Here is a 23,020-nt window from a genome sequence, read left to right as displayed (position 1 = left end):
ACGCGATTCGTGCTACACCGGCGGATCGAGTTCAGCCCGCGGATCCTTGGGATAAAACTTCTCGGGGAGATGCTCGATGTGGGTGAAAAACTTGGTGTCCTTGTAAGGCATTTTCATAAAGCCGGAAATGCCCAGCCCACGGATCAACGGTACAGCATCGATGATGGCCGCGAGACAGTCGCGGAATTCCGCCTCCCGGGCGGGATCGAGCAGCCGGTAATAGCTGTGGATCTTCAGGTGATTACTCAGGCTCTCAAAGATGATCAGTCCTGTATGATGAATCGTATTAAGATGTTTCAGCAACACCATGATTTCATCGGGTAATTGCAGGAATTCGTCTGGGTCCGGACCATCTTCGAAATAGGAGTGAACCCGACTTTCATCCTCCAGTTCCGGTGCGGCGCTCACTTCATAAGGCAGTGCCATCTCCGGGGTCGGCACGAAGGGATCGCTGGCCTGTTCGCGATCAATATGCAAGGTATCCCGCGCATTGAACAGGCAGCTTTTGAACACCCCTTGCCGATGGATCGCCCTGGCAAGGCTTACCATGTTGTTAACCGATGCCACGAAGGCCGCCTTGTGGCTGACGTCATGAAGGTTCAGGCTGGTATCGATATAGACGCCGTCTTTCTCCCAGCGCACGGCCAGGCCACCGACGACGGGATACTGCCCCAGACGGCTTACCGCCGCCACGAAGGCCTTGGCCGTCTCACCCATCCCCTGCATGAAGTTCTTGTAGTAGCGATCGAGCTGCACATCGTTCACATCCTTGAGCGATTCCCGCACACCTTCCTCGCGCAGAAAGGATTTGCGGGAGCTATAGACGACCGTATCGATTTCCCGGTGACTGGGACGCACCCAGACCGGCACCAGCGGCAGCTCAGGCTTGGCGGGTAGGTCCAGGATTACGGTGCGGGCCATCCGCGGCATATGGGTAATGAAGTAGTCCCCGGCCTCGGCGCGCTTGCGGGGGTCCTCATCCAGCATGCCATCCAGCATACGGGCGAACTCCATGGGTAGTCCCAGTGCCGTCGCCGGAATCGCCTTGTGCCCGAACCGGCATGACTGACCCGATGCCAGCGCATAGAGGGTGCCCGCAACGCCCTGCTCGTCGAAGCGCGGGCTCGACAGCCCGCCATTGAGCTGTTCGTCACCGATAAAGTAGACATCCCCCAGGCGCGCGTTGGTCTGCTGAAGGTTATCCGACATCAGTTCCATGACATTGGAGGCAACGAATTGATGGTTCTCATCCAGTTGAGCGAAGACAGAAGAACCCCAGTCGATCAGCGCCACCCGCTCACGGTCCGCATCGAAAACCAGGTTGGAGGGTTTGATATCCCCGTGCACGACCGGCTTACCGTTGGCCTGAGATCCTTGTCTGAGATACCTTAGTATATCAGCAAGTTGAGCCGCAATTTTAATAACGAGTCGAGCTGATAGTCGACCGTGACGAAGGGAATATTCTTCCAGGTTGATTCCCCGCGCCCGTTCCATCACCAGGATGGATTGACGCCGGACCCGCTGGAAGGCGATCAAACGCGGTACATGGGGATGTTCGACCTGATCCAGCATGAACGCCTCTTCTTCGAGGCGATCCTGGAGATGTTGCGGCAAGGTAATACGGGTGAACTTGAAGACGTAATGAGCGCCCTGCGCCGTGACACCGGCGAAGACAAAGGCGTAGGCGCCCTTGCCCACCAGTTCGATATCCCGATACCCGAGTTGCTCAAGCTGGGTCTGGCAGAGCGCGACCCAGTCCTTGAGCTTTTTGGCATCGTTGTGGCTGAGCAGGTAGATCGACTGCTCTTCCGGGATGTAGAACTGCTGCAGTGTCGGTTGCGTCATGGGCGCTCCGGTAAGCTCCGGTTATCGCAGATGCAGCACCATTGACGCAGGATCCTCAAGGTACTGGCGCCAGCGGTTGCTGAATCGTGCGATGGTGCCGCCGTCGATGATCCGGTGATCGCCAGCCCAACTGATGTTCATGATGCTGCGGGCCACGACCGAACCATCGTCAGCAAAGCGGGGCAATGTCTGTGTCCGCCCCAGCGCAACGATAGCGACCTCCGGCTTACTGATAATTGGCGAGGCATAGGTCCCCCCCAGCGCACCGATATTGGAGATGCTGATGGTGCCGTCGCGCAGATCCTCCTGTCGCACCCCGCCTTCGCGGGCAGCCTGGGTCAGACGCGTCACTTCCCGCGCGATACCCAGTATGCTCAGGCTTTCCACGCCCTTCACATTGGGCACGATCAGCCCCTTAGGCGTATCCACGGCCATGCCGATATTGCAGTTCGGCAAGTAGTGGATTTCGGTTACCTCATCATTGACCCGGCTGTTCAAGATGGGGAACTCCGCCACGGCCATCGCCAATGCCTTCATGATGAACGGCATCAGCGTCAGCCGGACGCCCTCTTTTTCGGCGAGAGGCTTGAGCTGTTCGCGCAACGCCAGCAGCGCGGTGACATCCACTTCATCGCCGTAGATGAAATGCGGAATCGTATTAGCCGACTCCACCATACGCTTGGCCATGACCGCGCGAATGCCTCGGATAGGCTCGACACGCACTTCTCCCTGGGCCTCGACGGCTGCCGGGGTGATCGGTGTCTTAACCGTTTCCGGACCTTTCCGGAAGCGCAGAACATCCTCTTTCAGGACGCGCCCATTGGGGCCGGAGCCGAGGATATCGTCAAGATTGATTTCCATCTCACGCACCAGACGCCGTACCGCAGGGCTGGCCGGAATTCGATCCCGGGCCGCCTTGGGAGCCGTGACCTGAGCAGGTCGCGTCTCGGTTTCTTTCGCCGGCTCTGATGCAGAGACCGATACCGGCGCAGTGCTGGCGGCACCGTCACGGGGAATATAGGCAAACAACGGCGAATGGACTTTCGCGATATCGCCCTGCGCATAGTAGTGTTTGACGATCTTACCGGCTTCTGGCGCGGTGATTTCAACCATGGCCTTGTCGGTCATAACGTCGACAATCGGCTGGTCTTCCTCGATCTCGTCGCCGTCCTGCACTTGCCAGGTCACGACTTCACACTCGACGATGCCCTCACCGATATCCGGCAGAACAAAGTCCCGCGCACCGGAAGAGGTCTGCGGCGCTGCAGACGGCGCCGGAGCCGTCGGTTCGTCCTCCGCAGGCGATTTCGGCTCAGCCGCCGGCGCTGAGGGCGTTTCAGCGGTTTCAGTATCGGTGACCGCAAACAACGGGGAATGCACCCGCGCGATCTCGCCTTCCTGATAATACAATTTGGTCACACGCCCGGCATGGGGCGCTGGAATCTCGACAAGGGCCTTGTCGGTCATGACTTCGGCGACCGGCTGGTCTTCGACGATCACATCGCCTTCCTTGATCAGCCATTTGACCAGTTCACACTCGACAATGCCCTCGCCGATATCGGGCAGAATGAAATCAGCCATCAGTGTCTCCCCCTAAAAATGAATACTGTGCTTGATCGCTTCAAAGATCTTCAGGTGATCCGGCACATACTCTTTCTCCAGCGCGAGGGGGAAAGGTGTATCGAGACCGGTGACACGAGCGATCGGCGATTCAAGGTAGAGGAAACAGCGTTCCTGGATGGTCGCGGCGATTTCGCCGGCAAAACCACCTGTCAGGGGGGCCTCATGACTGATGACCAGGCGACCGGTTTTCAGCACGGAGTTGGTCACCGTTTCAATATCCCAGGGAACAATGGTTCGCAGGTCAATGATTTCGCAGGAAATGCCCTCTTTTTCGGCCATCTCGGCCGCTTTTTCGAGGGGTTCCATCTGCGCGCCCCAGGCCAGCAATGTGATGTCCGTGCCTTCCTTGAGAACAGAGGCTTTACCCAGTGGCAGCTCATAATCTTCCTCGGGCACATCGCCGACGGAAGCACGATAGAGTCGCTTGGGCTCAAAGAACACCACAGGGTTGGGGTCGCGAATCGAGGCCAGCAACAAGCCCTTGGCTTCGTAAGGATTGCGCGGCACCACGATTTTCAGGCCCGGCGTATGGGCAAAGTAGGCTTCCGGCGACTGGGAATGGTAGAGACCACCGGCAATACCACCACCGTAGGGTGTCCGTATCGTCAGGTTCCCGACATCGAACAGGCTGCCAGAGCGATAGCGGTATTTGGCGGATTCGTTGACGATCTGGTCAAACGCCGGAAAGATGTAATCGGCGAACTGAATCTCAGCGACCGCCACATGCCCCTGGGCAGCCAGACCATTGGCGAAGCCGATAATCCCTTGCTCGACCAGTGGCGTATTGAAACAGCGAGCACGGCCGTATTTTTCCTGCAGATGGCTGGTGGCGCGGAAAACGCCGCCAAAGACACCCACATCCTCACCGAAACAAACCGTTTTGTCATTGCTGGCCATGGCCAGGTCGAGCGCATTATTGATCGCCTGCAACAGGTTCATCTTAGCCATGCTTCAGCCCTCCCGCGCTTTTCGGATAAGCATCCGGATACTTGCGGATATGGGCCTTCAGCTTGCTCAACTGCTCGGCGAGTTGCGGTGGAACTTCGTCGTACACATCGGTAACCAGACTGTCCAGCGGGGGCGGTGGCCGTTTCTCGGCCTTTTTCATGGTCTCCAGTACTTCCCGGCGCAGGCTTTCCTGGAGGTTTTTCTCTTCCTCTTCAGACCACCATTTTTTCTTCTGAAGCCACAGCTTCATGCGCAGGATCGGATCTTTCTCGCGCCAGGCTTCCTCTTCCTTCTTGCTACGATAACCGGAAGGATCATCCGAGGAAGAATGCGCTGCCAGACGATAGGACATCGCCTCCACCAGAACCGGCTCGTTCTGCTCGACGGCAATCTTTCGCGCTTCGAGTGTCGCCTGATAGACGGCGAGGATATCGTTGCCGTCTACCCGGATAGCGTGCATCCGATATCCGAGTGCCCGCGGCGCGATACCGTCGGCGGCAAACTGTTCACTGGAAGGCGTGGAAATGGCATAGCCGTTGTTACGGCAAAGGAAAATCACCGGGACCTTGTGCACCGACGCCATATTGAGCGCCGCATGGAAGTCCCCTTCGGAGGCAGCCCCTTCACCAAAATAGGTAATGGTGCAGTGCCCGCCGCCATCCAGCTTCTGTCCGTAGGCATAACCAGTCGCCTGGGGGATCTGGGTAGCTAGCGGTGACGAGATCGTCATGTAATGCAGGTCGCGCGACCCGTAGTGGATCGGCATCTGACGACCTTTACCATAGTCCAGCTCATTGCTGAACAACTGGTTCATAAATTGGTCAGTCGTGAACCCCCGATACGCCAGGGCGCCCTGCTCCCGGTACTGGGCCATGATCATGTCGGCATCGTCCAGCGCAGCGGCGCTGCCGATAACAGTTGCCTCCTCGCCGGTACTTTGCATATAGAAACTGAGGCGCCCCTGCCGCTGGGCAGCGAGCATGCGCTCGTCAAGAACACGGGTGAACACCATGGTGCGGTAGATGCGCAGGGCTTTTTCCTGATCCAGCTTCGGCAACACGGCGCCACGATAGGTCGTGCCGTCCTGTTTAAGGACCTTGTAGATCGGGAAATGGAATTCATCGCCGCGAATGAACGTCGGCGTATGGATGGAACTGGAGTTAGCGTTTTTTGTTGTCGGCATAACATCCTCGTCCTGGTCTAGGGAGTTGAGGAACGGCATACCCCTTGTGGGGGTCTGCCTTAGTATGAATGTAGACGGTAATCTACGGTTAAGGATCATAGCCGCTAAGGACTTTTACGTAAACGTAAACTTAAAGCCCCCTGATTACGTCCGATCCTGAGCTTCCGAAAGCACCATAATGCCAACCATCCACCGTACGTAGTCGACTTAAGTCGCTACGAAACACACACTCCCCGCCCGCCTCTCAACTGGCAACGTCATACTTCGACAGTGAAAGCCACTCGTCAGTTCTCGTACGCCTTGGTGCGATGGTTATTGAATCATTTCCATATTTATGGAAACATAAAAACATGAATACACAACAGACTCTTTCTGCATTAGCCGCCCTTGCCCAGGAGAATCGCCTGGCCATTTTTCGACGGCTTGTTATCGCCGGCCCGGAGGGGCTGACACCCGGGGCCTTGAGCCAGGCTCTGGAACTGGCGCCTGCGACCCTATCCTTTCACCTGAAGGAATTGCTGCATGCCGGCCTGTTACGCAAAAGACAGGAAGGCCGCTTCATCCACTACCAGGCCGACTTTGCCGCCATGAACGGCGTGATCGCCTATCTGACCGAAAACTGCTGCCAGGGAGAGTCCTGCGACCTCGAGGACGCTGGCTGCGCAGCCCCCATGACGGGAGACCCTCAATGAAACGTTTTCATGTGCACCTGGCTGTCGCCAATCTGGAGGACAGCATCCGTTTCTACTCTGCCCTGTTCGGTGGCGAACCTGCCGTCGTCAAAGCCGACTACGCCAAATGGATGCTGGACGATCCCTGCGTGAATTTCGCGATTTCGCAGCGCGGCGCCGAACCCGGGCTGGATCATCTGGGTTTCCAGGTCGACTCCGATGAAGAGCTCGTCGCACTGAATCAGCGTCTGGCTGATGCCGAACTCCCTTCTCGTAAGGAATTCGACACGGCATGCTGCTATGTGCAATCCAACAAGTATTGGTCTGTCGACCCTCAGGGAATCCCCTGGGAAGGCTTCCACTCGTTGCAGGACATTCCCACCTTCAACGGATCGGCGAAAACGGATTCCGGCACCACCTGTTGCGCCCCCCGGAACGAACAGACCAAAACACCTTCCGGACGGGGTTGCTGCTGATGCTTGCCAAGGATCTGTCCATACTCTTTCTATGCACCGGAAACTCCTGCCGTTCGATCCTGGCCGAAGCCACCTTCAACCAGTTGGCGCCAGCCGGGCTCAAAGCGGTGAGTGCCGGCAGCCACCCCACCGGACAGGTACACCCCCGGTCTTTGGCGCTGCTGACCCGGGAAGGCATCCCCACGGAGGGACTCCACAGCAAATCCTGGGACGACCTTGATGAAGCCCCTGACATCGTCATTACCGTTTGCGCCAGTGCGGCCGGAGAAACCTGCCCGGCTTATCTTGGGCCGGCGATCCGGGCGCACTGGGGGGTCGACGACCCAGCCCATGCCACTGGCAGCGAGGCGCACATCGAAGCCGCCTTTTACAACGCCTATCGGACATTACGTTACCGAATAGAGCAATTTCTCGCCCTGCCGTTTGATGATTTGCGGCTGGTACCAGACTCCCTCAAGACCGAACTCAGCAGGATCGGTACACTCATTCCCGGAGATGCAGACTGATGTCCGCCGGTAACAACGCTGTCGTCGAGCCCGCCGCGCACGCGCCTATCAGCTTTTTTGAACGCTATCTGACGCTCTGGGTGTTTCTGTGCATCGTGGCCGGAGTCACTCTCGGACAATGGCTGCCGAACCTGTTTCAGGCGATTGGCCGCCTGCAGGTGGCTCAGGTCAATCTGCCGGTGGGGCTGCTGATCTGGATAATGATCATCCCCATGCTGGTAAAGGTCGACTTCGCGGCGCTCGGCGAAATCCGCCAGCACGTGCGAGGGATCGGCGTGACGCTGTTCGTGAACTGGCTGGTCAAACCGTTCTCGATGGCGTTTCTTGCCTGGCTGTTTATCCGTCACCTGTTCGCCGAATGGCTGCCCGCAGGCCAGATCGACAGCTACATGGCCGGACTGATCCTGCTCGCCGCCGCGCCCTGTACGGCCATGGTCTTCGTCTGGAGCCGGCTCACTAACGGTGATCCCCTGTTCACGCTGTCCCAGGTCGCCCTCAACGACACCATTATGGTGTTTGCTTTCGCGCCTATCGTTGCCCTGCTTCTTGGCTTGTCTTCTATTACCGTTCCCTGGGCCACCCTGCTCACTTCCGTCGCCCTCTATATCGTTATCCCTGTGATACTGGCCCAGCTCTGGCGGAAAATCCTGCTTTCCAAAGGTCAGGCACACTTCGAGAGCACCATGGCCAAGATCGCGCCCTGGTCGACGTTGGCGTTGCTGGCGACCCTGGTTTTGCTCTTTGCTTTCCAGGGTGTCGAAATTCTCAAGCAGCCCCTGGTAATCGCCTTGATCGCCGTACCGATCCTGATCCAGGTATTCTTTAACGCGAGCCTCGCTTATGGCCTGAACCGGCTGCTGGGGGAAAAGCACAATATTGCCTGCCCCTCCGCGCTCATCGGTGCCTCCAACTTTTTCGAACTTGCCGTCGCCACCGCGATCAGTCTGTTCGGATTCGAGTCGGGTGCAGCGTTGGCGACGGTTGTCGGTGTCTTGATCGAGGTACCGGTCATGCTATTGGTCGTACGAATCGTCAACCGCAGCAAAGGGTGGTACGACAGGGCTTCTTATTGACGACAGGCAACGCGGAGCCAGCCTGAAGACGATATCTTCAGGTGGTGCCCAAGGTAAGGCGGCTGTTATCAGCCGCCAGTCAACATAACCCCGAGCAGGAGTCACCCCTGATGTCTGATGCCCCCCAAGGTATGCAGTTTCATGTCGTCAGTCAGCGCATTGACGCTCACGGCAGCGTCGCCCACTGCAAGAACGCCGACATCACGCTCGACACCGATCTTGCAGGACGCACCGACGCCTTCAATCCCGCGGAATTGCTGCTGGCGGCCATCTCGGCCTGTATCATCAAAGGCATCGAACGGGTCGCGCCGATCTTGAAGTTTCAGTTTCGCGGCATCGACGTCCATATACGGGGTGTGCGGCAGGACGCGCCCCCGCGCATGGCTTCTATCAGCTACGAGATCATCGTGGACTCCGATGAGACCGATCACCGCCTCGACCTGCTTCACGACAACGTGAAGAAGTTCGGCACGGTGTTTAATACCGTAGCTCCCGGGACCGCTTTGGAAGGTGTACTGAGGCGAAAAGTGTAGCGCCGCCGACCGAACGCCTTTGGCGCGAACGCAATGCGGTACCTGGTGATTGCTACGCCAGTCCCTTCGCCAACTCCTCCATTAAGTCGGACACCGCCCAGGAACGATTGAGTGGGACGGCCTGTCCCGCCCACAACGACAGGTAGTCAGCACGCCCCTGCCCTCCAGCGCTTTTACGCAGCGCGCGCGTCATGGCATTGGCCAAGGGATAGGGAGGCGCGCCGGCATCCACCTGCTCCAGCGTCGTCATCAGGGTATTCACCAGGCCCCGTGCAGGCCGCCCGGAAATCGCGGACGTCACGCGTGTCACTCGTTCGGCTGTGGGCGCCAGCAGCGCGGCCTTGTAGGCTTCGCCCAGCGGGGACTCCCTGGTTGAAAGAAAGGCGGTACCTACGGTGACACCGCTGGCGCCCAAAGCCATTGCGGCCCGCACGCCTCGTCGGTCGGCGATGCCGCCTGCGGCAATCACCGGAATCCTGAGAGCATCCACCAAGGCGGGGACCAACGCCATAGTACCCATCAGCCCTTCGGCGAAACTCCCCATAAAGGTCCCCCGGTGGCCACCGGCCTCAGCGCCCTGCGCTATCACGGCATCCACGCCTTCATCCTGCAGCGCCAAACCCTCGGCCACGTTGGTTGCCGTTCCAACGACAAAAGTGCCACCCTCTTTAAGGGCCGCCACGCGGTCCTTTCCAATGGGACCGAAGGTGTAGCTGAACACGGGCACCCTCGCCGCCAGGACAACATCGAACTGGGTATCGAAATCCTCCGCCAGGTGTCCTGGCAACGAAGGCTCCCCGAGTGCCAGCTCCCTGTGTATCGGCTCGAGAGCCCTGCCATATTGAGCAATCTGCTCAAGGTCCTGTACAACCGGCGATAACGGCGCAAACAGATTGATGCCAAACGGCGCCTTGGTCAGTTTGCGAATCTCGTCGATAGCGGTTCGCAACGCTTCAGGCGCCATATAACCGGCCCCCAGATTGCCCAAACCACCTGCATCGGATACTGCCGCCACAAAACCCGGCTTGGCTGCCTCCCCCGCCATGGGCGCCAGAAAGATGGGGTGCCGTATTCCCAACCGTTTCGCCAGATCAAACTTGCCCTTCACCTGTGATACCTCCATTTGTCAGCCATCCTGCTCCAGGGTTGCACGTCTCGGCATGAACATCCCAAACACACGTTGCCCCGCCACGTTCACCAGCAACCCCGCCATCACCAGTAAGGTCCCGACCAGTTGCACCGCCGTCGTCTTTTCGTCCAGCAGCAACGCGCAACTCACAAGCCCGATGCAGGGTACCAACAGGGAAAACGGTGCCACCTGATTGGCGGGATAACGGCTCAACAACCGGTTCCACATCAGCGCGCCGAACAACAAGGCACCAAAGGCTTGGTATGCCACTGCCGTCCAGGCAGAAAGCCCCATATGGGTCACGGACGCGCCAATACGATGCGGCCCTTCAACACCGAGACTCAGCGCGCCAAGCACCAACGCCGGAATAATCGACGCCCAGGCAATGAAGGCCACGTTATCCGTCCGAGTCTCACGTTGCACCACACGCCGCACGATGATATTCCCGAACGCCCAACCCAGCGCGCCGAGCAGGTTAAGCAGGAAACCCAGCAGCGGCACCTCTCCACGGGGACTGTCCGCAATCAGCCATAGCCCCGCCGCCGCGCAGAGCAAGCCGACCACCTGCTGAATTTTCCAGTGCTCATTGAGGAAAAAGGTGGCAAGGATCAGGGTAAAGAAGGCCTGAGACTGCACCACCACCGATGCCAGCCCTGCGGGCATTCCCACCTGTATCGCAATAAACAACGCCCCGAACTGTATGGCGCCCCAGCTCAGGCCATAGGCTGCAAGATGGGACCACGGCAGCCGAGGACGCGGCAGCACCAGCGCCAACACTGCAACACCGGCAAACCGCAGTGTCACGAAAAACAGGGGCGGCATATCACTGAGCCCCCATTTCACCACCACGAAACTCAGCCCCCAGACCACCACAATTGACAGCGCGATCAACACATCCCGAAACGCCATACTCAAACTCCAAAACCGGCAGAATCCCCTGCACCAGGACTGCCTCTATTCCCGAAAAGCGAGTTTCCTGAAGGCAGAAACCCATCCTAACCGCTTCAAACTATCACTTGTAATGAATTAAAATGATTCCACATTCCTGTTTAGAGAACCAAAGGATGCGTGCACTGGACTTGGCGTCCCTGGAAGTGTTCAAGGCTGTCGTTGACGAAGGCGGCATTAACCGCGCAGCAGAAAAGCTGCATCGCGTACAGTCCAATGTGACCACCCGTATCAAGCAGTTGGAAGAACGATTGGGAACCCAGTTGTTCCATCGTAGCCAGCGACGCATGGTATTGACCCAGGACGGAGAAAGATTGCTGGTTTTTGCCAACCGTTTGCTAAACCTTGCGGACGAAGCCGAATCCGCCATCACCAGTCGGCGCCCCGGCGGCGTGCTGCGGATAGGTACCATGGAGAGCACCGCTGCCAGCCGGTTACCGCCTGTTCTGTCCACTTATCATGAGCGCTTTCCCGATGTCCGGCTGGAACTCACGACCGATACTACCGGCGCCCTCCTGCAGCAGCTGCGCCAGTGCGCCATCGATGTTGCCTTTGTTGCCGAACCGGTCCAAACCGACGACCTGGTTACCCGGTTTGCCTTTGACGAAGAACTGGTTCTGATTACCCCTCCAACGCCGGAAAACGTAGATAAGGCGTCTGCTGTTGCCCATCACACGATCATCACGTTCAGCCACGGCTGCGCCTACCGCGCCAGACTGGAGCGCTGGCTTGCTGAATCACGGGTGGTGCCGCTGAGGGTGATGGAATTTGGCTCCTACCACGCGATCATCGCCTGCGTCGCTGCTGGCGCCGGTATCGCTATCGTGCCCCGGTCCGTATTGGATCTCGCCATGATCGGCACCCGACTTTCCGTACATGCACTACCGCCACATATCGCAAATGCCGGAACGCTGATGGTTTATCAGCCATCTGCATCCACCGCGGCGCTGGAAGCCCTGGCTAAAGTGGTCGGCGAACAGGGCCAAGCGACCCAGCGCACACACATGGCTTGAGCCGTGTCGACGAACCTGCTATTGAAAGAAGTCTTATCCAACAAGAGGGAACCGACCGCCATGACAGACGCCGTATTCCAACAGGACGCTTACCAGACCGAGACCGATGCGACGATCACTGCTGTCGATGGCGACTGGGTCATAACCGACAAAACCGTTTTCTATCCACGGGGTGGCGGCCAACCTGGCGATACGGGTACCTGGCGTCTGCCTAATGGAGAAACTGTGAGGGTTCTGGACACCCGCAAGGGTGAAGGTGGCCAGATTCGTCACCAAGTCGAGCGCGCGAATGACCTGGCGCCCGGCCAGTCGATCGCCATGAAGCTCGATTGGGATCGTCGTTACCGCCTGATGCGCATGCACACCTGCCTGCACCTGCTTTCGGCCCTGATTCCTTGCGGCGTGACCGGAGGTGATGTCGGCGAAGACAAAAGCCGTCTGGATTTCGACATCGGCGACCTTGTCCTGGATGCAGAAGCATTAACAGAAGGGCTGCAACGGTTGATTGCCGAGGACCACCCCGTCTCGATCGAAACCCTGACCGAAGCGGAACTCGACCAGCAACCTGAACTGATCAAGACCATGTCCGTACGACCGCCCCGCGGCGTGGGAGACATTCGCATGATCCGGGTCGACGGTGTCGACTACCAGCCCTGCGGAGGCACCCATATCCGCCATACCGGAGAGATCGGCGCCATGCGCGTATCCGATATTCGCAGTAAGGGTGCCCGCAACAAGCGCGTCGTCATCACCTGGGATGCATAGTCATTACTTGCGAAGCATAGCCATTACCAGGGAAGCTTCCTGATTCTGACAAAACTCCGGGCCTCGCCTTCAGCCTGACGCTTCTGATAGCAGTGATAGATCCAGGCCGGCAGCGTCAGGCTGGCCACGACCAGCAGCGTGAACAGGCTGTACCCGATGGGACCTGCCGCATTGGCGATAACCGATCGGTACGGCAGGATCAGGTATGACAGGAAGACATGGAACGCAAACACCTGCAGCGAATAACGCCCGATAAAGCTCAACCAGGGAATCCCCGCCGTCCGTGGCCAACGTTGAATCAGCAAGCCGATCAGGGTCACGACAACGAAGAAATTCAGGATACGCAGGACACCCAGGTTTTCCCGGTCGATCCAGGGACCGATACGGAGCCCGACGTCGATCAACTGATGGCGCGTCATAAACAGGACTGCGGCGACAGCGATCAGTAACGCCCCCGCCCACGGCCTGCTGAGCGCCTTCAGTAAGGGCTTACCGCTTTGGCGCAGGTATCCAAGATAAAGCCCGCTCACCCAGATAAGTTGCCACGCAAACAGGTTCAGGAAACCGTAGCGACAATGGTCGCAGGCCGTTCCTGCCAGAAATTTCACGGGATTGACGCTTTGTGATAAGGCCCAGATCAGCACGCTGATCAGGATAACCGCAGGCCCTGCCCCACGTCGGAAAGCCAGCAACAGCAGCGGCGACAATACAACGAAGACAAAGTAGATCGGCAGGATATCCATATAAACCGGCTGATGCAGCATCATCAGCGCATACGCCCCATAGTAAAGCGGATGCTGAAGATAGGGATTGATCCAGTTGGCCAAGGAAAGCCGGTATTCCGGCGACAGCCATAGCAATAGCGGGATCGTCGCCAGCAGAATCAGGTGATACCGGTAGATGACCAGGGCCCGGGACAGGCTTTTACGCCACATCATCCGGGGATCGTTGACGTAACGCACATAAACCATGGCAAAGACGAACGCCGACAGGAAGATAAAACCTTCCAGTGCGGAGACGTAGCCCAGGGTTTCACTGGTGATTCGTGCCAGCCAGCCACCGAGATGATCGATGGTCATAATTACCAGGAGAATCCCCCTCAGGGTGTCGATTCTCAGGTCGCGGTTCATTGCCGTTGATGGCCTCACAAATAAGATGAAAGACCGGCGAAAACCTTTAGGGACACTTAATCCTTATCGCAGGTAACCCATCATAGCCAATCGGCTAAGCCGCGCAATGCAGAAATGGGGTCATAGGTAGAACCCCGAAGAACAGATTTCGGCGGAGATCAGGCCCCTGATGATTTCCGGATTTTCGGCTGGCTGATCATGGCCTGCAAGGGCTGTAACCCTTTGAGCGCCATCGCGCCTGCGAAGAGCATAAACATCTGGCGAGCGGCCCGATCGATAATCACCTCCCGCTGATCCGACGTCGCTTCAATGTAATCCAGAGACATCTGGAACATCTGCCGCGTTACCGCTGTCGCCAGCTCACTGACGGTGTCGTGGTCAATCCCCGGCAAAAGCGCGAGTTTACCAATATCCTCGACCATATCCTCGGAAAACCCCTTCATGACCTCACGTACAGCCTGACGCAAGGCCGGAGAGGCACCATGAAGTTCCCGAACGCCGATAATGAATGCCGCCGGATGCTCGGCGACAAAGTTGAAGAAGAGGCGGACAGTCTCCTCATTGACCCGGCGACCTCGCTCGAAGTGCAGCGTGCCGCCCGGCGCAACCTCTGACGCCTCCGATACCGAAGCAGCCGCCTGATAGCGTAACGCCCGTAATGGCTGGCGAAGCTGGCCTGCAACGTCCTCGACGATAGCCAGGCCCAGTTCATCGATATTCTTAAAATGGCGATAGAAGGTATTCGGATTCAGGCCGGCCTCACGTGCCAGCTCCCTTAATCCCAGAGAAGTGACACTGCGAGAATCGGCCGCCAGCTTCAAGGCAGCCACCATCAGCAGGCGTTTCCCCTGGGCAGTGTCAGAACGAGCACTGATATTCACAGTAGATCCCTGTTCCCGGCCGGAAGAAGATGGATTATTGATGGCCATCTGACACCCCAAAACCCGCGACGGGCGTCACATTGGCATGAAATGACTAATGATTGAAGTCTAGACCATATTGACCCTCGAGTATACAAGCGTCTACATTGGTAGACAGATGTCTACATGCCGTATTCGCCGAGGGACTCTCACGGATATCGCGTTGTCCGATGACACTTCTCGTAAGGGAGATGGTCTATGCCAAACCAACAATCACAACACCGTGGCGCCTCGTCACACCATCACATTGCCATTATCGGCAGCGGCTTTTCCGGTTTGGGAATGGCCATCAAGTTGAAGCAGAGCGGTGAGAACGACTTCGTCGTCTATGAACGGGAGGGTGGCGTTGGCGGAACCTGGCGGGTGAACCATTATCCGGGGTGCGCCTGCGATGTGCAGTCACACCTGTATTCCTTCTCTTTCGAACCCAATCCGAACTGGAGCCGTATGTTTGCGCCACAACCGGAGATTCGCGGTTACCTGGAGCATTGTGCGGAAAAGTACGATCTTCTCCCCCACATTCGATTGAATACCGAAATCCGCACACTGAAATGGGACGACGACCAAAGCCTCTGGCACATCGAAGATGCGCAGGGTCACAAGAGCACAGCCACTATCGTGGTCTCCGGCATGGGTGGACTGTCCACACCCGCCTATCCGAAACTCAAGGGACTGGAAACCTTCAAGGGCGAAATGTTCCATTCCCAACAATGGAATCACGACTATGACCTGAAGGGTAAAAGGGTCGCAGTAATCGGGACCGGCGCGTCGGCCATACAGTTCGTGCCGAAGATCCAGCCTGACGTAGCCCACCTTGACCTCTACCAGCGTACCGCCCCCTGGATCATGCCCAAACCGGACCGCGAGGTCAGCGCCACCGAGCAGCGCCTGTTCAAACGTTTTCCAGTGCTGCAGCAAGGTGCCCGCAACCTTATCTACATGATGCTGGAAAGCCGCGTACTGGGCTTTTCCATCTCGCCGCGCATTATGAAGCTCGCCCAGCGGCTGGCCATACGACATATTCACAAGCAGGTCGAAGACCCGGCGCTGCGCCGTACCGTAACGCCGGACTATACCATCGGATGTAAACGTATCCTGATCTCCAACGATTACTACCCGGCCCTGGCCAAGGACAACGTCGATGTCGTTACGGCTGGCATTCGCGAAATTCGCGATCACAGCGTAATCACCGAAGACGGAACCGAACGACCGGTGGATGCCATTATTTTCGGAACCGGCTTCCAGGCTGCCGATCCGGTACCGCGTGGAACCGTCTTTGGACGGGGCGGCACCGATCTTCTCGATAGCTGGAATGAGGGCCCCGAAGCCTACAAGGGAACCAGTGTCGCCGGCTTTCCCAACCTGTTTTTCCTCATGGGACCCAATACCGGTCTCGGTCACAACTCCATGGTATACATGATCGAGTCACAGATAGCCTATGTCACCGACGCCCTGCGCCTGATGCGGAAAAAGGAATTGCGGAGTATTGAAGTCCGTGAGGATGCGCAAAAGCGCTTCAACAACCGCATCCAGAGCAAGCTGGGCGGCACTGTGTGGAACATCGGGGGCTGCCAGAGCTGGTATCTGCATCCGGTTAGTGGCAAAAATGTGACACTTTGGCCAGACTTTACCTGGAAATTCCGGCAGCAGACGCGTCATTTCGACGCCGATGCCTACCGTTTGGAGTCAGCCCGGGTCCGCCGTACAAAAACGACCAAGACGCGCAAGACCCGTAAACCCGTTACCCTAAAGCACAGGGAGAGTACTTCCGCATGAAATCCTTCAACCATAAAGTCGCCGCCATCACTGGTGCCGCATCCGGTATTGGCCGAGCCCTGGCGTTGGCACTGGCCGATCAGCAGTGCCAGCTTGCCCTTAGCGATGTGGATGAAAACGGTCTCGCCGAAACTGCCCGACTGGCGTCGGCCAAGGGCGTAAAGGTAACCACCGCCAAGGTGGATGTCGCCAACCGGGATCAGGTCCATGCCTGGGCCGATCAGGTCAAGAAGGATCACGGCAAGGTCAATCTGATCTTCAATAACGCCGGTGTCGCACACGGCGGCACCGTGGAAGGTTCCGACTACGCTGACTACGAGTGGATTATCGGTATCAATCTTTGGGGTGTGATTCACGGAACCAAGGCATTCCTGCCCTACCTCAAGGAAACCGGGGACGGTCATGTGATCAACATTTCCAGCATCTTCGGTATCTTTGCCCAACCGACCCAGAGCGCCTACAACACCACGAAGTTCGCCGTGCGAGGATTCACCGAGTCGCTGCGCCAGGAACTGGATATCATGCAGTGCGGCGTCTCCGCCACCTGCGTCCACCCCGGTGGGATCAAGACCAATATCGCGCACAACGCCCGCATGTCGAAGAGTATCCATGAGGTGGCCGGTGACGACGTGAGCGATGACGACCTCCGGGACAACTTCGCCAAAATGTTCCGCACTACGCCGGAGAAAGCCGCCCAGGTGATTCTCGAAGCGGTGCGCCACAATGATCGCCGCGTGCTCATCGGTGCCGACGCTAGAATCGCTGACCGTATGCAGCGGCTCTTGCCCGCGTCCTATCAACGGCTGGTCACCGCCGCCATGCAGGCACAGCGCCGTTCCGCACGGCGCCACGCCAAGGCCTGACCGATCAGGCGCAGGGCTTAGGCCCTGCGCAGCCATCCTTTTTGGCTCAAAAACCGAAACGCCCACTCGGCTCCGGTTGCCAGACCTCGCGTCGATAGGCGTTGTACCGAACGATTCAACCTTAACGGCTTAACGAACATATTCGCCGCTGTCCGGTACGGAAAGTATTGTTGGAAGAGCGGCGCGTAATGCCGTCGAAATGCCTGGTACTGGCGCTTGTCGAATGTTTTCTCCGGATTGACCGAAAGGAAGACATGTTTAAACGCGTAATAGGCATCTTCCTGATCGACTTCAGCCAATCGCTCCCATAGCGTCCTGCTGACGGCGAGACGGCCAACGCCATCCGCCGTGACTAACGCCAGAAAGTCATGATAGAAACGGTGATAGTGTCGCACCTCGTCCTGCCGGATTAGGTCGGCCAATTTAGCCAGGACCGGTTCCTGGGTGAAGCGGGACAGTGCTGTATAGAAGGTTGCCGTACCCGTTTCCACCACGCAGCGTGCAACCAGCTCCAGAGCCTGGGTTGGCCCCAGCAGCTCCGGCTTACAGAACTGCATGTACTCCCGATAGAAGTCTGCGTAGGCCGACTCCCAGTCGAATGACGGCCAGACTGTCAGGACGTATCGTTTCAGGGCCTCACCATGCTGCACCTCTTCCGGGGCCCAACGACTGCGAAGCCATTGCTGCAAGGCCGGTTGCGTTTCGAAATAGGAAATCAGGTTCCGGGAATACAGGTCAGACGTGATCTCTACAAAGGACGCCGCTGCAATCAGGTACAAAAGGTAGGGGTCTTGCCGGGCGAGTCCAATCTCGATCTTGTCGTAAGGGATATCATCGAGTGACCAGCGGGAAGCGGAATCCAGACGCATAACGCACATTCTCCTTTGGCGGTTAGGTACACGGCTCCCACCTCGCCCCATCCTCCGATAACGCATCGCCGGCCACGTGGTGCCGACTCAACTGGGGCTCGTTCCAATGCGCTTGTCTCAATGCGATTAAAATCTTATTGGAGTTTACGGATAAACCTCTGACACCACCGGGATCACATGCGATCCCGAATACGAGTACTGTATCTCCCGCCCCCCCTAAATAAAACCGGGATATTGACGCGGGCGAACTCCTATAGGGATATCTCCTGAGACGCCCGGGGATCGAGAAATTCAACAAGTTGGTGGGCTTGGGCCTGGGCATCCTGATAGCCGAGCGCAATCAGGTCCCGACAGAAACGGTGATCGAAAAGCAGGTAGCTCGCCAGGCTGGCGCCACCCTCGCCTTTTTCCAGATTGCGCCCCAGGAGCCGACGCAGTATCAACGGAAGGCCATCGAGGTACTGAGAGGCGATTTCGTTGATCGGACGACTCGGGGAAATGTCCAACAACTTCACCGGCCGCAGATTCAGTCCCGCTTCCTGCCGCTTTTCTTCAGGGATCAGGTCAACCAGGCGGTTAATCGTTATCAGGCGATCGATATCGTATTCCATCGTATCCAGAAACAGACCGTTGAGAACGTGCTCCATCACTTTCGCCAGCGACGGCGGCTCTTTCGCGCTGAAGCGCACCGGCTTGCTCACCCGGTTCGCACTGACCCCGATCACCAGTACCCGATCGGCCCCCATGTGCAGCGCCGGACTGATGTGAGCCATCTGCCGGGTCACACCATCGCCAAAATACTCCCGGTTGAGCTTGACCGGCGGAAAAATGGTGGGAATGGCCGAAGACGCCATAACGTGATCAAGTGTCAACTGGCACTTTGCCCCAACCCGTTGTCCCAAATCCCAGCTCGCCACCTCCGGTTTCCCCTGGAAAAAGCACACGTTCTGGCCTGCAGTATAGGCGCAGGCATTGATCCCAATCGCATCGAGACGGCCTTCGTCAATGGATCTGGCGATGGCATCGAAATGCATTTCCTTTTCGAGGAAAGCCCGTAGCGGCCGGTTGTCCAGCAAGGACACCGGCTCGTCGCCCTGCCCCTGCAGAATGCCGCGGACAAACCCGGTCATCCAGCGAGACATGCCGAAGACATCTGCCCGGTATATATCCTCGATTTTCAGGCGCGCCCAAAGTCGCTCAAGATGCCCCACGTTATGCCGGAAGATGTCATCGCCTCCCGCCAAAGCCACCGCATTGATGGCGCCGGCAGAGGTGCCGCATATGACTCGAAAAGGATCGTTCAGGTCTGGCAACAGGTCCGAGACGGCTCGCAGCACACCCACCTGGTAGGCGGCACGGGCGCCCCCGCCGGTCAACACTAAACCCGCCTTACCCAGTGCGCTATTGGCGATATGCACGGCCTAACCTTAATTGTCGGAAGGAAAAGATGACGAGATGAAAATCAGGGGTCGCTGACTACCAGTGTAGCGGATGCCGGGAGCCTTGTTCTATGACGAGCCAAGCGTCGTCGAGTTCCATAACGTTGTGGCTAAGACAAAGCCCCTCATCGACTTGGCGCACCATGTCGCATAAGCTGAGCCCAATCGTATAGACGAAAACCGAGGACAGGAGACCTCATTCATGAGCATTAAAGCACCACTGATGACCCTTCGCCTGTGTTGGCTAATAGCCATCATCATGGGAATTGCCTTGTGGACCGGACACCTGTTCCATCTCGCTCCCCTGCACATGGCAATGGGTTCCATTGCCGTACTGGCACTGTGGGTCATTGCATTTCAGGCGAAGCGACGGGGCGTAACAGGTGGCCTGATTTGGGTAGCTATTGTCTGGGGGCTGGTGGAACTTGTCTTTGGTGGAGCGCAGGTCCAGATCCTGACCGGGTCCATGCATTGGCTGACCCAGGTCGTACATCTATTGCTCGGTATTGGCGTTATCGGCCTGGGAGAAGCGTTGGCCGGTCGCGCAAAGCGCCTATCGGTAAACTGATCCGCAAGACAACAAAAAAGGCCCTGACAATCAGGGCCTTTCAGTGAATGGATGGCGTTAGCGACGTCTCCCACTGGAGAACCGTCATAACGCTTATTTCTTCCAAAACGGCTTGCGGGCTTCACGCTCGGCCTGAAAACGATCCATACCGATATCACGCAGCATGCGGTCGTCCATAGTGGCCAGAGATGCGCGTTCGCTTCTGCGACGTTGCCAGCTGTTAGTGGTTTTTACGAGTTTCTGAAACATGGTGATTACCTCTTGGTAAAGTGAATGTCATTTGGATTAATTGATGTGCTAATTATATGCACGAAAAAACCCCTTGACAGTTGCCGGAAGTACCTATTAGGTAGTTCCCGCTACTCACTTCCAAATTACCTTAGATAAACACCTCAAAATTTTGTTTATTAACAGGTTATTGGGTTTCAGCGACCTCGATACCGTACTTGCGAATTACCGGATTTGCGTACATGCCCAGCAGGTACGGATGGAGCGCTTCCGGACATTGCGCCAGATGCCCCTCCAACCAGCGTCGAGCCGGTTCGACACCTGCCTGATTTTCATCCCAGGAAAGGACCGGATACCCCTTTTCAGGCTGAATTTCCCGCAGACGCTCATAGGCCAGGTGGTGAGTGGGGAACAGCTTGTAGGCGTCCAGAATAGCCGTATCGATGGCTTGGGCCACCGCCTTGGCATTTTCGTATTCCCCCGTCAAAGGTGCACCAAAGCCTACATGGACTCGCCCCTTGAAACCTGTAATTCCCCGGATAATGTGTTCGCTGTCCTCGGTATCGGTCTTGACGTAAGCACCCGTCCGCCCTCTCTCTTCCAGCTCCCAAGCCTTGGCGATATCACAAGGATCGTATTCATAAGCAATGGAAACCGGGACAATACTCAGTCGCCGTATGACATCCTGAAAGGCGTCCCCGGAGGTTTTCTGGCTCATGTAGAACATTTTGATAATAGCGGGATCCGTCGCATCGATACCGTCTTTGGCCCGACCCTCACGCTGGGCAATCCAGATGGAATGCCCTTCTTCGATCGAGTGATTGACGAAAGCCGAAAGCGTCGAATAAACGTCGCGCATTTCCCGCGGGCTGGTGAGGTTACGCTTCACCACAAAACTTTTGTTGAGCCGCATCATCTCGGCAAACAACGGATTTTTGAGGAGATTGTCGCCAATGGCAATGCGAGATGTCCCAAAGCCATTGTGCCAGAGCATATAGTTGACCACCGTGGGATCGAACACGATATCCCTGTGATTGGACACAAACAGGTAAGCCCGGTTCGGCGAGAGCTGCTCCAGGCCGCTGTGGGTCAAGCCGCTGGTCGTGTGCTCCACTGCATGGTCGACATAGCGGGCAATAACCTGCTGCAAATCGTCAACGCAATGGACGTCACGAATCTCGCGAGCCATCCTGTGTCTTACCAGAGGGCGGATAAGAAACGGAAACCAACGACTCAACCGAGGAACCCGGAAACGGCCCATAAGGTCGAGAAAGTGATTATCGGTCAATAAGCGATCCAGCACCGGACGAACTTCATCGTCCTGGTAGGGTCGTATCTCTGCAAATGGATCCATAATACCTGTTCGTTACAAAGCGGACGGCAAAGACTAACCGTACTGCGCCCCAAAGAAAACCATTGGATGCCGGAGCAAAGACTCGCTTTGGCTCCGGCCATACCCGATATTGTAAATGAACTTGTCCCCAACTCAGCGGATATGAAGGAAAACCTTATGACAGAACCTTCGATGCAGCGAAAGATAACGCTCCGTTTCCTCGCTGAACCCGGCGACGTGAATTTTGGCGGGAAAGTCCATGGCGGTGCCGTGATGAAATGGATCGACCAGGCAGGCTACACCTGCGCAGCGGGCTGGAGTGGGCGCTACTGCGTAACTGTTTACGTGGGTGGTATCCGCTTTTTTCGACCGATACGTATTGGCGAAGTGGTCGATATCGATGCCAAGATCGTCTACACGGGCAAGACCAGTATGCAGATCGCCGTCGACGTCCATGCCGCCGATCCCCAGTCCCGGGAGCGCCATCGCACGACTCACTGCATCGTGGTTTTCGTGGCAGTCGACGACAGCGGCAACCCTATTACCGTGCCCAAATGGGAGCCTGAGACCGAGGAAGATATCGAATTACACCAATACGCCCAAAAGCTTATGGCACTGAGACAGTCGATCAACCAGGAAATGAACGCCTTTCTGGCCGAATAAGCCGAATCACCAAAGCGATTGCTGGCCTATCCTAGGGTGTGGAAATCGTCCGCCGGCGTTCTTCAATCTGTTCACGGCGGATCAGGCCGGCCAGATCAGACAGCTCGCCGGCGATCACATCGATGAGATCGTCAACACTGAGGATGCCGATAAGCTCATCGTTATCATTCACCACCGGCAAACGCCTTACGCCGTTTTCCCGCATCCAGCGTATGCTATGGGACACAGAGTCTCCAACATGCCCCAACACCAGTTCGCTGGACATGACATCGGCCACATCAACTTCATCGAGTGAGAGTTCCTCGCCCAGTACCCGCATAAGAATGTCCCGGTCGGTGATCATGCCTACCGGAAAACGCTGGCCACTCTCCTCACGGACGACCACCAGTACGCCTACATGATACTGCCGCATCAGTTTCACGGCCTCCTGGAGACTGGCCCCCTGATTCACTGCGATCACATGACGGTTACAGACGTCATCGATTTTCATGGCGACACCCCTTAATGAGACAGATCCT

General features: G+C 57.2%; 24 protein-coding genes. 11 read left to right on the top strand and 13 right to left on the bottom strand.

Translation table 11 applies throughout. The features are described 5' to 3' along the window. Positions 1-12: 12 nt before the first annotated feature. Genes CLR77_RS14215 through CLR77_RS14200 form a run of 4 tightly spaced genes read right to left on the bottom strand, consistent with a single transcriptional unit; the run spans position 13 to position 5,599 of the window. Positions 13-1,845 (bottom strand): protein kinase domain-containing protein, encoded by a 1,833-nt coding sequence (locus CLR77_RS14215; protein WP_097461325.1) that lies wholly within the window; start codon positions 1,843-1,845, stop codon positions 13-15. Between the two features lie 21 nt (positions 1,846-1,866). After that, positions 1,867-3,426, bottom strand: coding sequence for a dihydrolipoyllysine-residue acetyltransferase (locus tag CLR77_RS14210; RefSeq protein WP_097461324.1), 1,560 nt, complete (start codon positions 3,424-3,426; stop codon positions 1,867-1,869). 12 nt (positions 3,427-3,438) lie between these two features. After that, the gene (locus CLR77_RS14205; protein ID WP_097461323.1) at positions 3,439-4,416 is read right to left on the bottom strand and encodes an alpha-ketoacid dehydrogenase subunit beta; all 978 of its coding nucleotides are present in this window, start codon (positions 4,414-4,416) and stop codon (positions 3,439-3,441) included. Next, positions 4,409-5,599: a thiamine pyrophosphate-dependent dehydrogenase E1 component subunit alpha gene (locus CLR77_RS14200; protein WP_097461322.1), complete on the bottom strand. Its 1,191-nt coding sequence runs from the start codon at positions 5,597-5,599 to the stop codon at positions 4,409-4,411. Before CLR77_RS14200 ends, CLR77_RS14205 begins: the two co-directional genes overlap by 8 nt. Positions 5,600-5,949: 350 nt before the next feature. Between CLR77_RS14200 and CLR77_RS14195 the strand changes: the two genes are divergently transcribed. The 5 genes from CLR77_RS14195 to CLR77_RS14175 all read left to right on the top strand — a co-directional run bounded on the left by CLR77_RS14195 (position 5,950) and on the right by CLR77_RS14175 (position 8,858). After that, entirely contained in the window at positions 5,950-6,291 is a 342-nt protein-coding gene (locus tag CLR77_RS14195; RefSeq protein WP_097461321.1) for an ArsR/SmtB family transcription factor, read from the top strand. Continuing rightward, positions 6,288-6,746: an ArsI/CadI family heavy metal resistance metalloenzyme gene (locus tag CLR77_RS14190; RefSeq protein ID WP_097461320.1), complete on the top strand. Its 459-nt coding sequence runs from the start codon at positions 6,288-6,290 to the stop codon at positions 6,744-6,746. The genes CLR77_RS14195 and CLR77_RS14190 overlap by 4 nt, the downstream gene beginning before the upstream one ends. A gap of 14 nt (positions 6,747-6,760) precedes the next feature. Beyond that, a complete protein-coding gene (locus CLR77_RS14185; protein WP_097461503.1) occupies positions 6,761-7,252 on the top strand; it encodes an arsenate reductase ArsC in 492 nt (163 codons plus the stop codon). Beyond that, entirely contained in the window at positions 7,252-8,325 is a 1,074-nt protein-coding gene (gene arsB, locus CLR77_RS14180) for an ACR3 family arsenite efflux transporter (RefSeq protein WP_097461319.1), read from the top strand. Before CLR77_RS14185 ends, arsB begins: the two co-directional genes overlap by 1 nt. A 110-nt stretch (positions 8,326-8,435) precedes the next feature. Beyond that, on the top strand, positions 8,436-8,858 hold the full coding sequence (locus CLR77_RS14175) for an OsmC family protein (RefSeq protein WP_097461318.1): 423 nt from the start codon (positions 8,436-8,438) through the stop codon (positions 8,856-8,858). 52 nt (positions 8,859-8,910) lie between these two features. Here CLR77_RS14175 and CLR77_RS14170 read toward each other — a convergent pair whose 3' ends face one another. Next, positions 8,911-9,981, bottom strand: coding sequence for an NAD(P)H-dependent flavin oxidoreductase (locus tag CLR77_RS14170; protein ID WP_097461317.1), 1,071 nt, complete (start codon positions 9,979-9,981; stop codon positions 8,911-8,913). 3 nt (positions 9,982-9,984) lie between these two features. Then, positions 9,985-10,896, bottom strand: coding sequence for an EamA family transporter (locus CLR77_RS14165; protein ID WP_097461316.1), 912 nt, complete (start codon positions 10,894-10,896; stop codon positions 9,985-9,987). 155 nt (positions 10,897-11,051) lie between these two features. On the opposite strand from CLR77_RS14165, the gene CLR77_RS14160 reads away from it, so the two are divergent. Together CLR77_RS14160 and CLR77_RS14155 are read left to right on the top strand one after the other, a co-directional pair. Continuing rightward, the gene (locus tag CLR77_RS14160) at positions 11,052-11,948 is read left to right on the top strand and encodes a LysR family transcriptional regulator (protein WP_097461315.1); all 897 of its coding nucleotides are present in this window, start codon (positions 11,052-11,054) and stop codon (positions 11,946-11,948) included. Positions 11,949-12,008: 60 nt separating this feature from the next. After that, positions 12,009-12,713, top strand: a complete 705-nt coding sequence (locus CLR77_RS14155; RefSeq protein WP_097461314.1) for an alanyl-tRNA editing protein — start codon at positions 12,009-12,011, stop codon at positions 12,711-12,713. A gap of 23 nt (positions 12,714-12,736) precedes the next feature. On the opposite strand, the gene opgC is transcribed toward CLR77_RS14155, so the two are convergent. Together opgC and CLR77_RS14145 are read right to left on the bottom strand one after the other, a co-directional pair. Continuing rightward, on the bottom strand, positions 12,737-13,843 hold the full coding sequence (opgC, locus tag CLR77_RS14150) for an OpgC domain-containing protein (RefSeq protein ID WP_097461313.1): 1,107 nt from the start codon (positions 13,841-13,843) through the stop codon (positions 12,737-12,739). Between the two features lie 158 nt (positions 13,844-14,001). Beyond that, positions 14,002-14,724, bottom strand: coding sequence for a TetR family transcriptional regulator (locus CLR77_RS14145; protein WP_198962768.1), 723 nt, complete (start codon positions 14,722-14,724; stop codon positions 14,002-14,004). A gap of 237 nt (positions 14,725-14,961) precedes the next feature. Here CLR77_RS14145 and CLR77_RS14140 point away from each other — a divergent pair, with 237 nt between their 5' ends. After that, a complete protein-coding gene (locus CLR77_RS14140; RefSeq protein WP_097461311.1) occupies positions 14,962-16,539 on the top strand; it encodes a flavin-containing monooxygenase in 1,578 nt (525 codons plus the stop codon). Further along, positions 16,536-17,402 carry an SDR family NAD(P)-dependent oxidoreductase gene (locus CLR77_RS14135; RefSeq protein WP_097461310.1) on the top strand — a complete coding sequence of 289 codons (867 nt, stop codon included), beginning with the start codon at positions 16,536-16,538 and terminating at the stop codon, positions 17,400-17,402. Before CLR77_RS14140 ends, CLR77_RS14135 begins: the two co-directional genes overlap by 4 nt. A gap of 17 nt (positions 17,403-17,419) precedes the next feature. Here CLR77_RS14135 and CLR77_RS14130 read toward each other — a convergent pair whose 3' ends face one another. Both CLR77_RS14130 and CLR77_RS14125 read right to left on the bottom strand, forming a co-directional pair. Beyond that, entirely contained in the window at positions 17,420-18,271 is an 852-nt protein-coding gene (locus tag CLR77_RS14130; RefSeq protein WP_097461309.1) for a ferritin-like domain-containing protein, read from the bottom strand. Between the two features lie 251 nt (positions 18,272-18,522). After that, on the bottom strand, positions 18,523-19,689 hold the full coding sequence (locus CLR77_RS14125) for a patatin-like phospholipase family protein (protein ID WP_227519930.1): 1,167 nt from the start codon (positions 19,687-19,689) through the stop codon (positions 18,523-18,525). Positions 19,690-19,912: 223 nt separating this feature from the next. On the opposite strand from CLR77_RS14125, the gene CLR77_RS14120 reads away from it, so the two are divergent. Next, complete coding sequence (locus CLR77_RS14120; protein WP_097461308.1) at positions 19,913-20,278, top strand: hypothetical protein; 366 nt, start codon at positions 19,913-19,915, stop codon at positions 20,276-20,278. 93 nt (positions 20,279-20,371) lie between these two features. Here CLR77_RS14120 and CLR77_RS14115 read toward each other — a convergent pair whose 3' ends face one another. Continuing rightward, positions 20,372-20,527 carry a DUF1127 domain-containing protein gene (locus CLR77_RS14115; protein WP_097461307.1) on the bottom strand — a complete coding sequence of 52 codons (156 nt, stop codon included), beginning with the start codon at positions 20,525-20,527 and terminating at the stop codon, positions 20,372-20,374. Between the two features lie 166 nt (positions 20,528-20,693). Further along, on the bottom strand, positions 20,694-21,860 hold the full coding sequence (locus tag CLR77_RS14110) for a 1-acyl-sn-glycerol-3-phosphate acyltransferase (RefSeq protein WP_097461306.1): 1,167 nt from the start codon (positions 21,858-21,860) through the stop codon (positions 20,694-20,696). A gap of 156 nt (positions 21,861-22,016) precedes the next feature. Between CLR77_RS14110 and CLR77_RS14105 the strand changes: the two genes are divergently transcribed. Next, the gene (locus CLR77_RS14105) at positions 22,017-22,502 is read left to right on the top strand and encodes an acyl-CoA thioesterase (protein ID WP_097461305.1); all 486 of its coding nucleotides are present in this window, start codon (positions 22,017-22,019) and stop codon (positions 22,500-22,502) included. A gap of 31 nt (positions 22,503-22,533) precedes the next feature. Here CLR77_RS14105 and CLR77_RS14100 read toward each other — a convergent pair whose 3' ends face one another. After that, positions 22,534-22,992, bottom strand: a complete 459-nt coding sequence (locus tag CLR77_RS14100; protein WP_158227206.1) for a CBS domain-containing protein — start codon at positions 22,990-22,992, stop codon at positions 22,534-22,536. Between the last annotated feature and the right edge of the window lie 28 nt (positions 22,993-23,020).

Source organism: Mangrovitalea sediminis (genome assembly GCF_002514725.1).
Taxonomy (GTDB): Bacteria; Pseudomonadota; Gammaproteobacteria; order Pseudomonadales; family Oleiphilaceae; genus Mangrovitalea; species Mangrovitalea sediminis.
The sequence above is the reverse complement of the archived record's forward strand: the minus strand, read 5'-3'. Positions and strand labels throughout refer to the sequence as shown.

Bases quoted from the DNA above. Each gene is read 5' to 3' on its own strand.
- CLR77_RS14160 (WP_097461315.1), top strand. From the start codon at position 11,052: ATGCGTGCACTGGACTTGGCGTCCCTGGAAGTGTTCAAGGCTGTCGTT.
- CLR77_RS14210 (WP_097461324.1), bottom strand. From the start codon at position 3,426: ATGGCTGATTTCATTCTGCCCGATATCGGCGAGGGCATTGTCGAGTGT.
- CLR77_RS14120 (WP_097461308.1), top strand. From the start codon at position 19,913: ATGAGCATTAAAGCACCACTGATGACCCTTCGCCTGTGTTGGCTAATA.
- CLR77_RS14155 (WP_097461314.1), top strand. From the start codon at position 12,009: ATGACAGACGCCGTATTCCAACAGGACGCTTACCAGACCGAGACCGAT.
- CLR77_RS14165 (WP_097461316.1), bottom strand. From the start codon at position 10,896: ATGGCGTTTCGGGATGTGTTGATCGCGCTGTCAATTGTGGTGGTCTGG.
- CLR77_RS14205 (WP_097461323.1), bottom strand. From the start codon at position 4,416: ATGGCTAAGATGAACCTGTTGCAGGCGATCAATAATGCGCTCGACCTG.
- CLR77_RS14170 (WP_097461317.1), bottom strand. From the start codon at position 9,981: ATGGAGGTATCACAGGTGAAGGGCAAGTTTGATCTGGCGAAACGGTTG.
- arsB (WP_097461319.1), top strand. From the start codon at position 7,252: ATGTCCGCCGGTAACAACGCTGTCGTCGAGCCCGCCGCGCACGCGCCT.
- CLR77_RS14195 (WP_097461321.1), top strand. From the start codon at position 5,950: ATGAATACACAACAGACTCTTTCTGCATTAGCCGCCCTTGCCCAGGAG.
- CLR77_RS14130 (WP_097461309.1), bottom strand. From the start codon at position 18,271: ATGCGTCTGGATTCCGCTTCCCGCTGGTCACTCGATGATATCCCTTAC.
- CLR77_RS14115 (WP_097461307.1), bottom strand. From the start codon at position 20,527: ATGTTTCAGAAACTCGTAAAAACCACTAACAGCTGGCAACGTCGCAGA.
- CLR77_RS14215 (WP_097461325.1), bottom strand. From the start codon at position 1,845: ATGACGCAACCGACACTGCAGCAGTTCTACATCCCGGAAGAGCAGTCG.
- CLR77_RS14200 (WP_097461322.1), bottom strand. From the start codon at position 5,599: ATGCCGACAACAAAAAACGCTAACTCCAGTTCCATCCATACGCCGACG.
- CLR77_RS14175 (WP_097461318.1), top strand. From the start codon at position 8,436: ATGTCTGATGCCCCCCAAGGTATGCAGTTTCATGTCGTCAGTCAGCGC.
- CLR77_RS14140 (WP_097461311.1), top strand. From the start codon at position 14,962: ATGCCAAACCAACAATCACAACACCGTGGCGCCTCGTCACACCATCAC.
- CLR77_RS14190 (WP_097461320.1), top strand. From the start codon at position 6,288: ATGAAACGTTTTCATGTGCACCTGGCTGTCGCCAATCTGGAGGACAGC.
- CLR77_RS14110 (WP_097461306.1), bottom strand. From the start codon at position 21,860: ATGGATCCATTTGCAGAGATACGACCCTACCAGGACGATGAAGTTCGT.
- CLR77_RS14100 (WP_158227206.1), bottom strand. From the start codon at position 22,992: ATGAAAATCGATGACGTCTGTAACCGTCATGTGATCGCAGTGAATCAG.
- opgC (WP_097461313.1), bottom strand. From the start codon at position 13,843: ATGAACCGCGACCTGAGAATCGACACCCTGAGGGGGATTCTCCTGGTA.
- CLR77_RS14135 (WP_097461310.1), top strand. From the start codon at position 16,536: ATGAAATCCTTCAACCATAAAGTCGCCGCCATCACTGGTGCCGCATCC.
- CLR77_RS14105 (WP_097461305.1), top strand. From the start codon at position 22,017: ATGACAGAACCTTCGATGCAGCGAAAGATAACGCTCCGTTTCCTCGCT.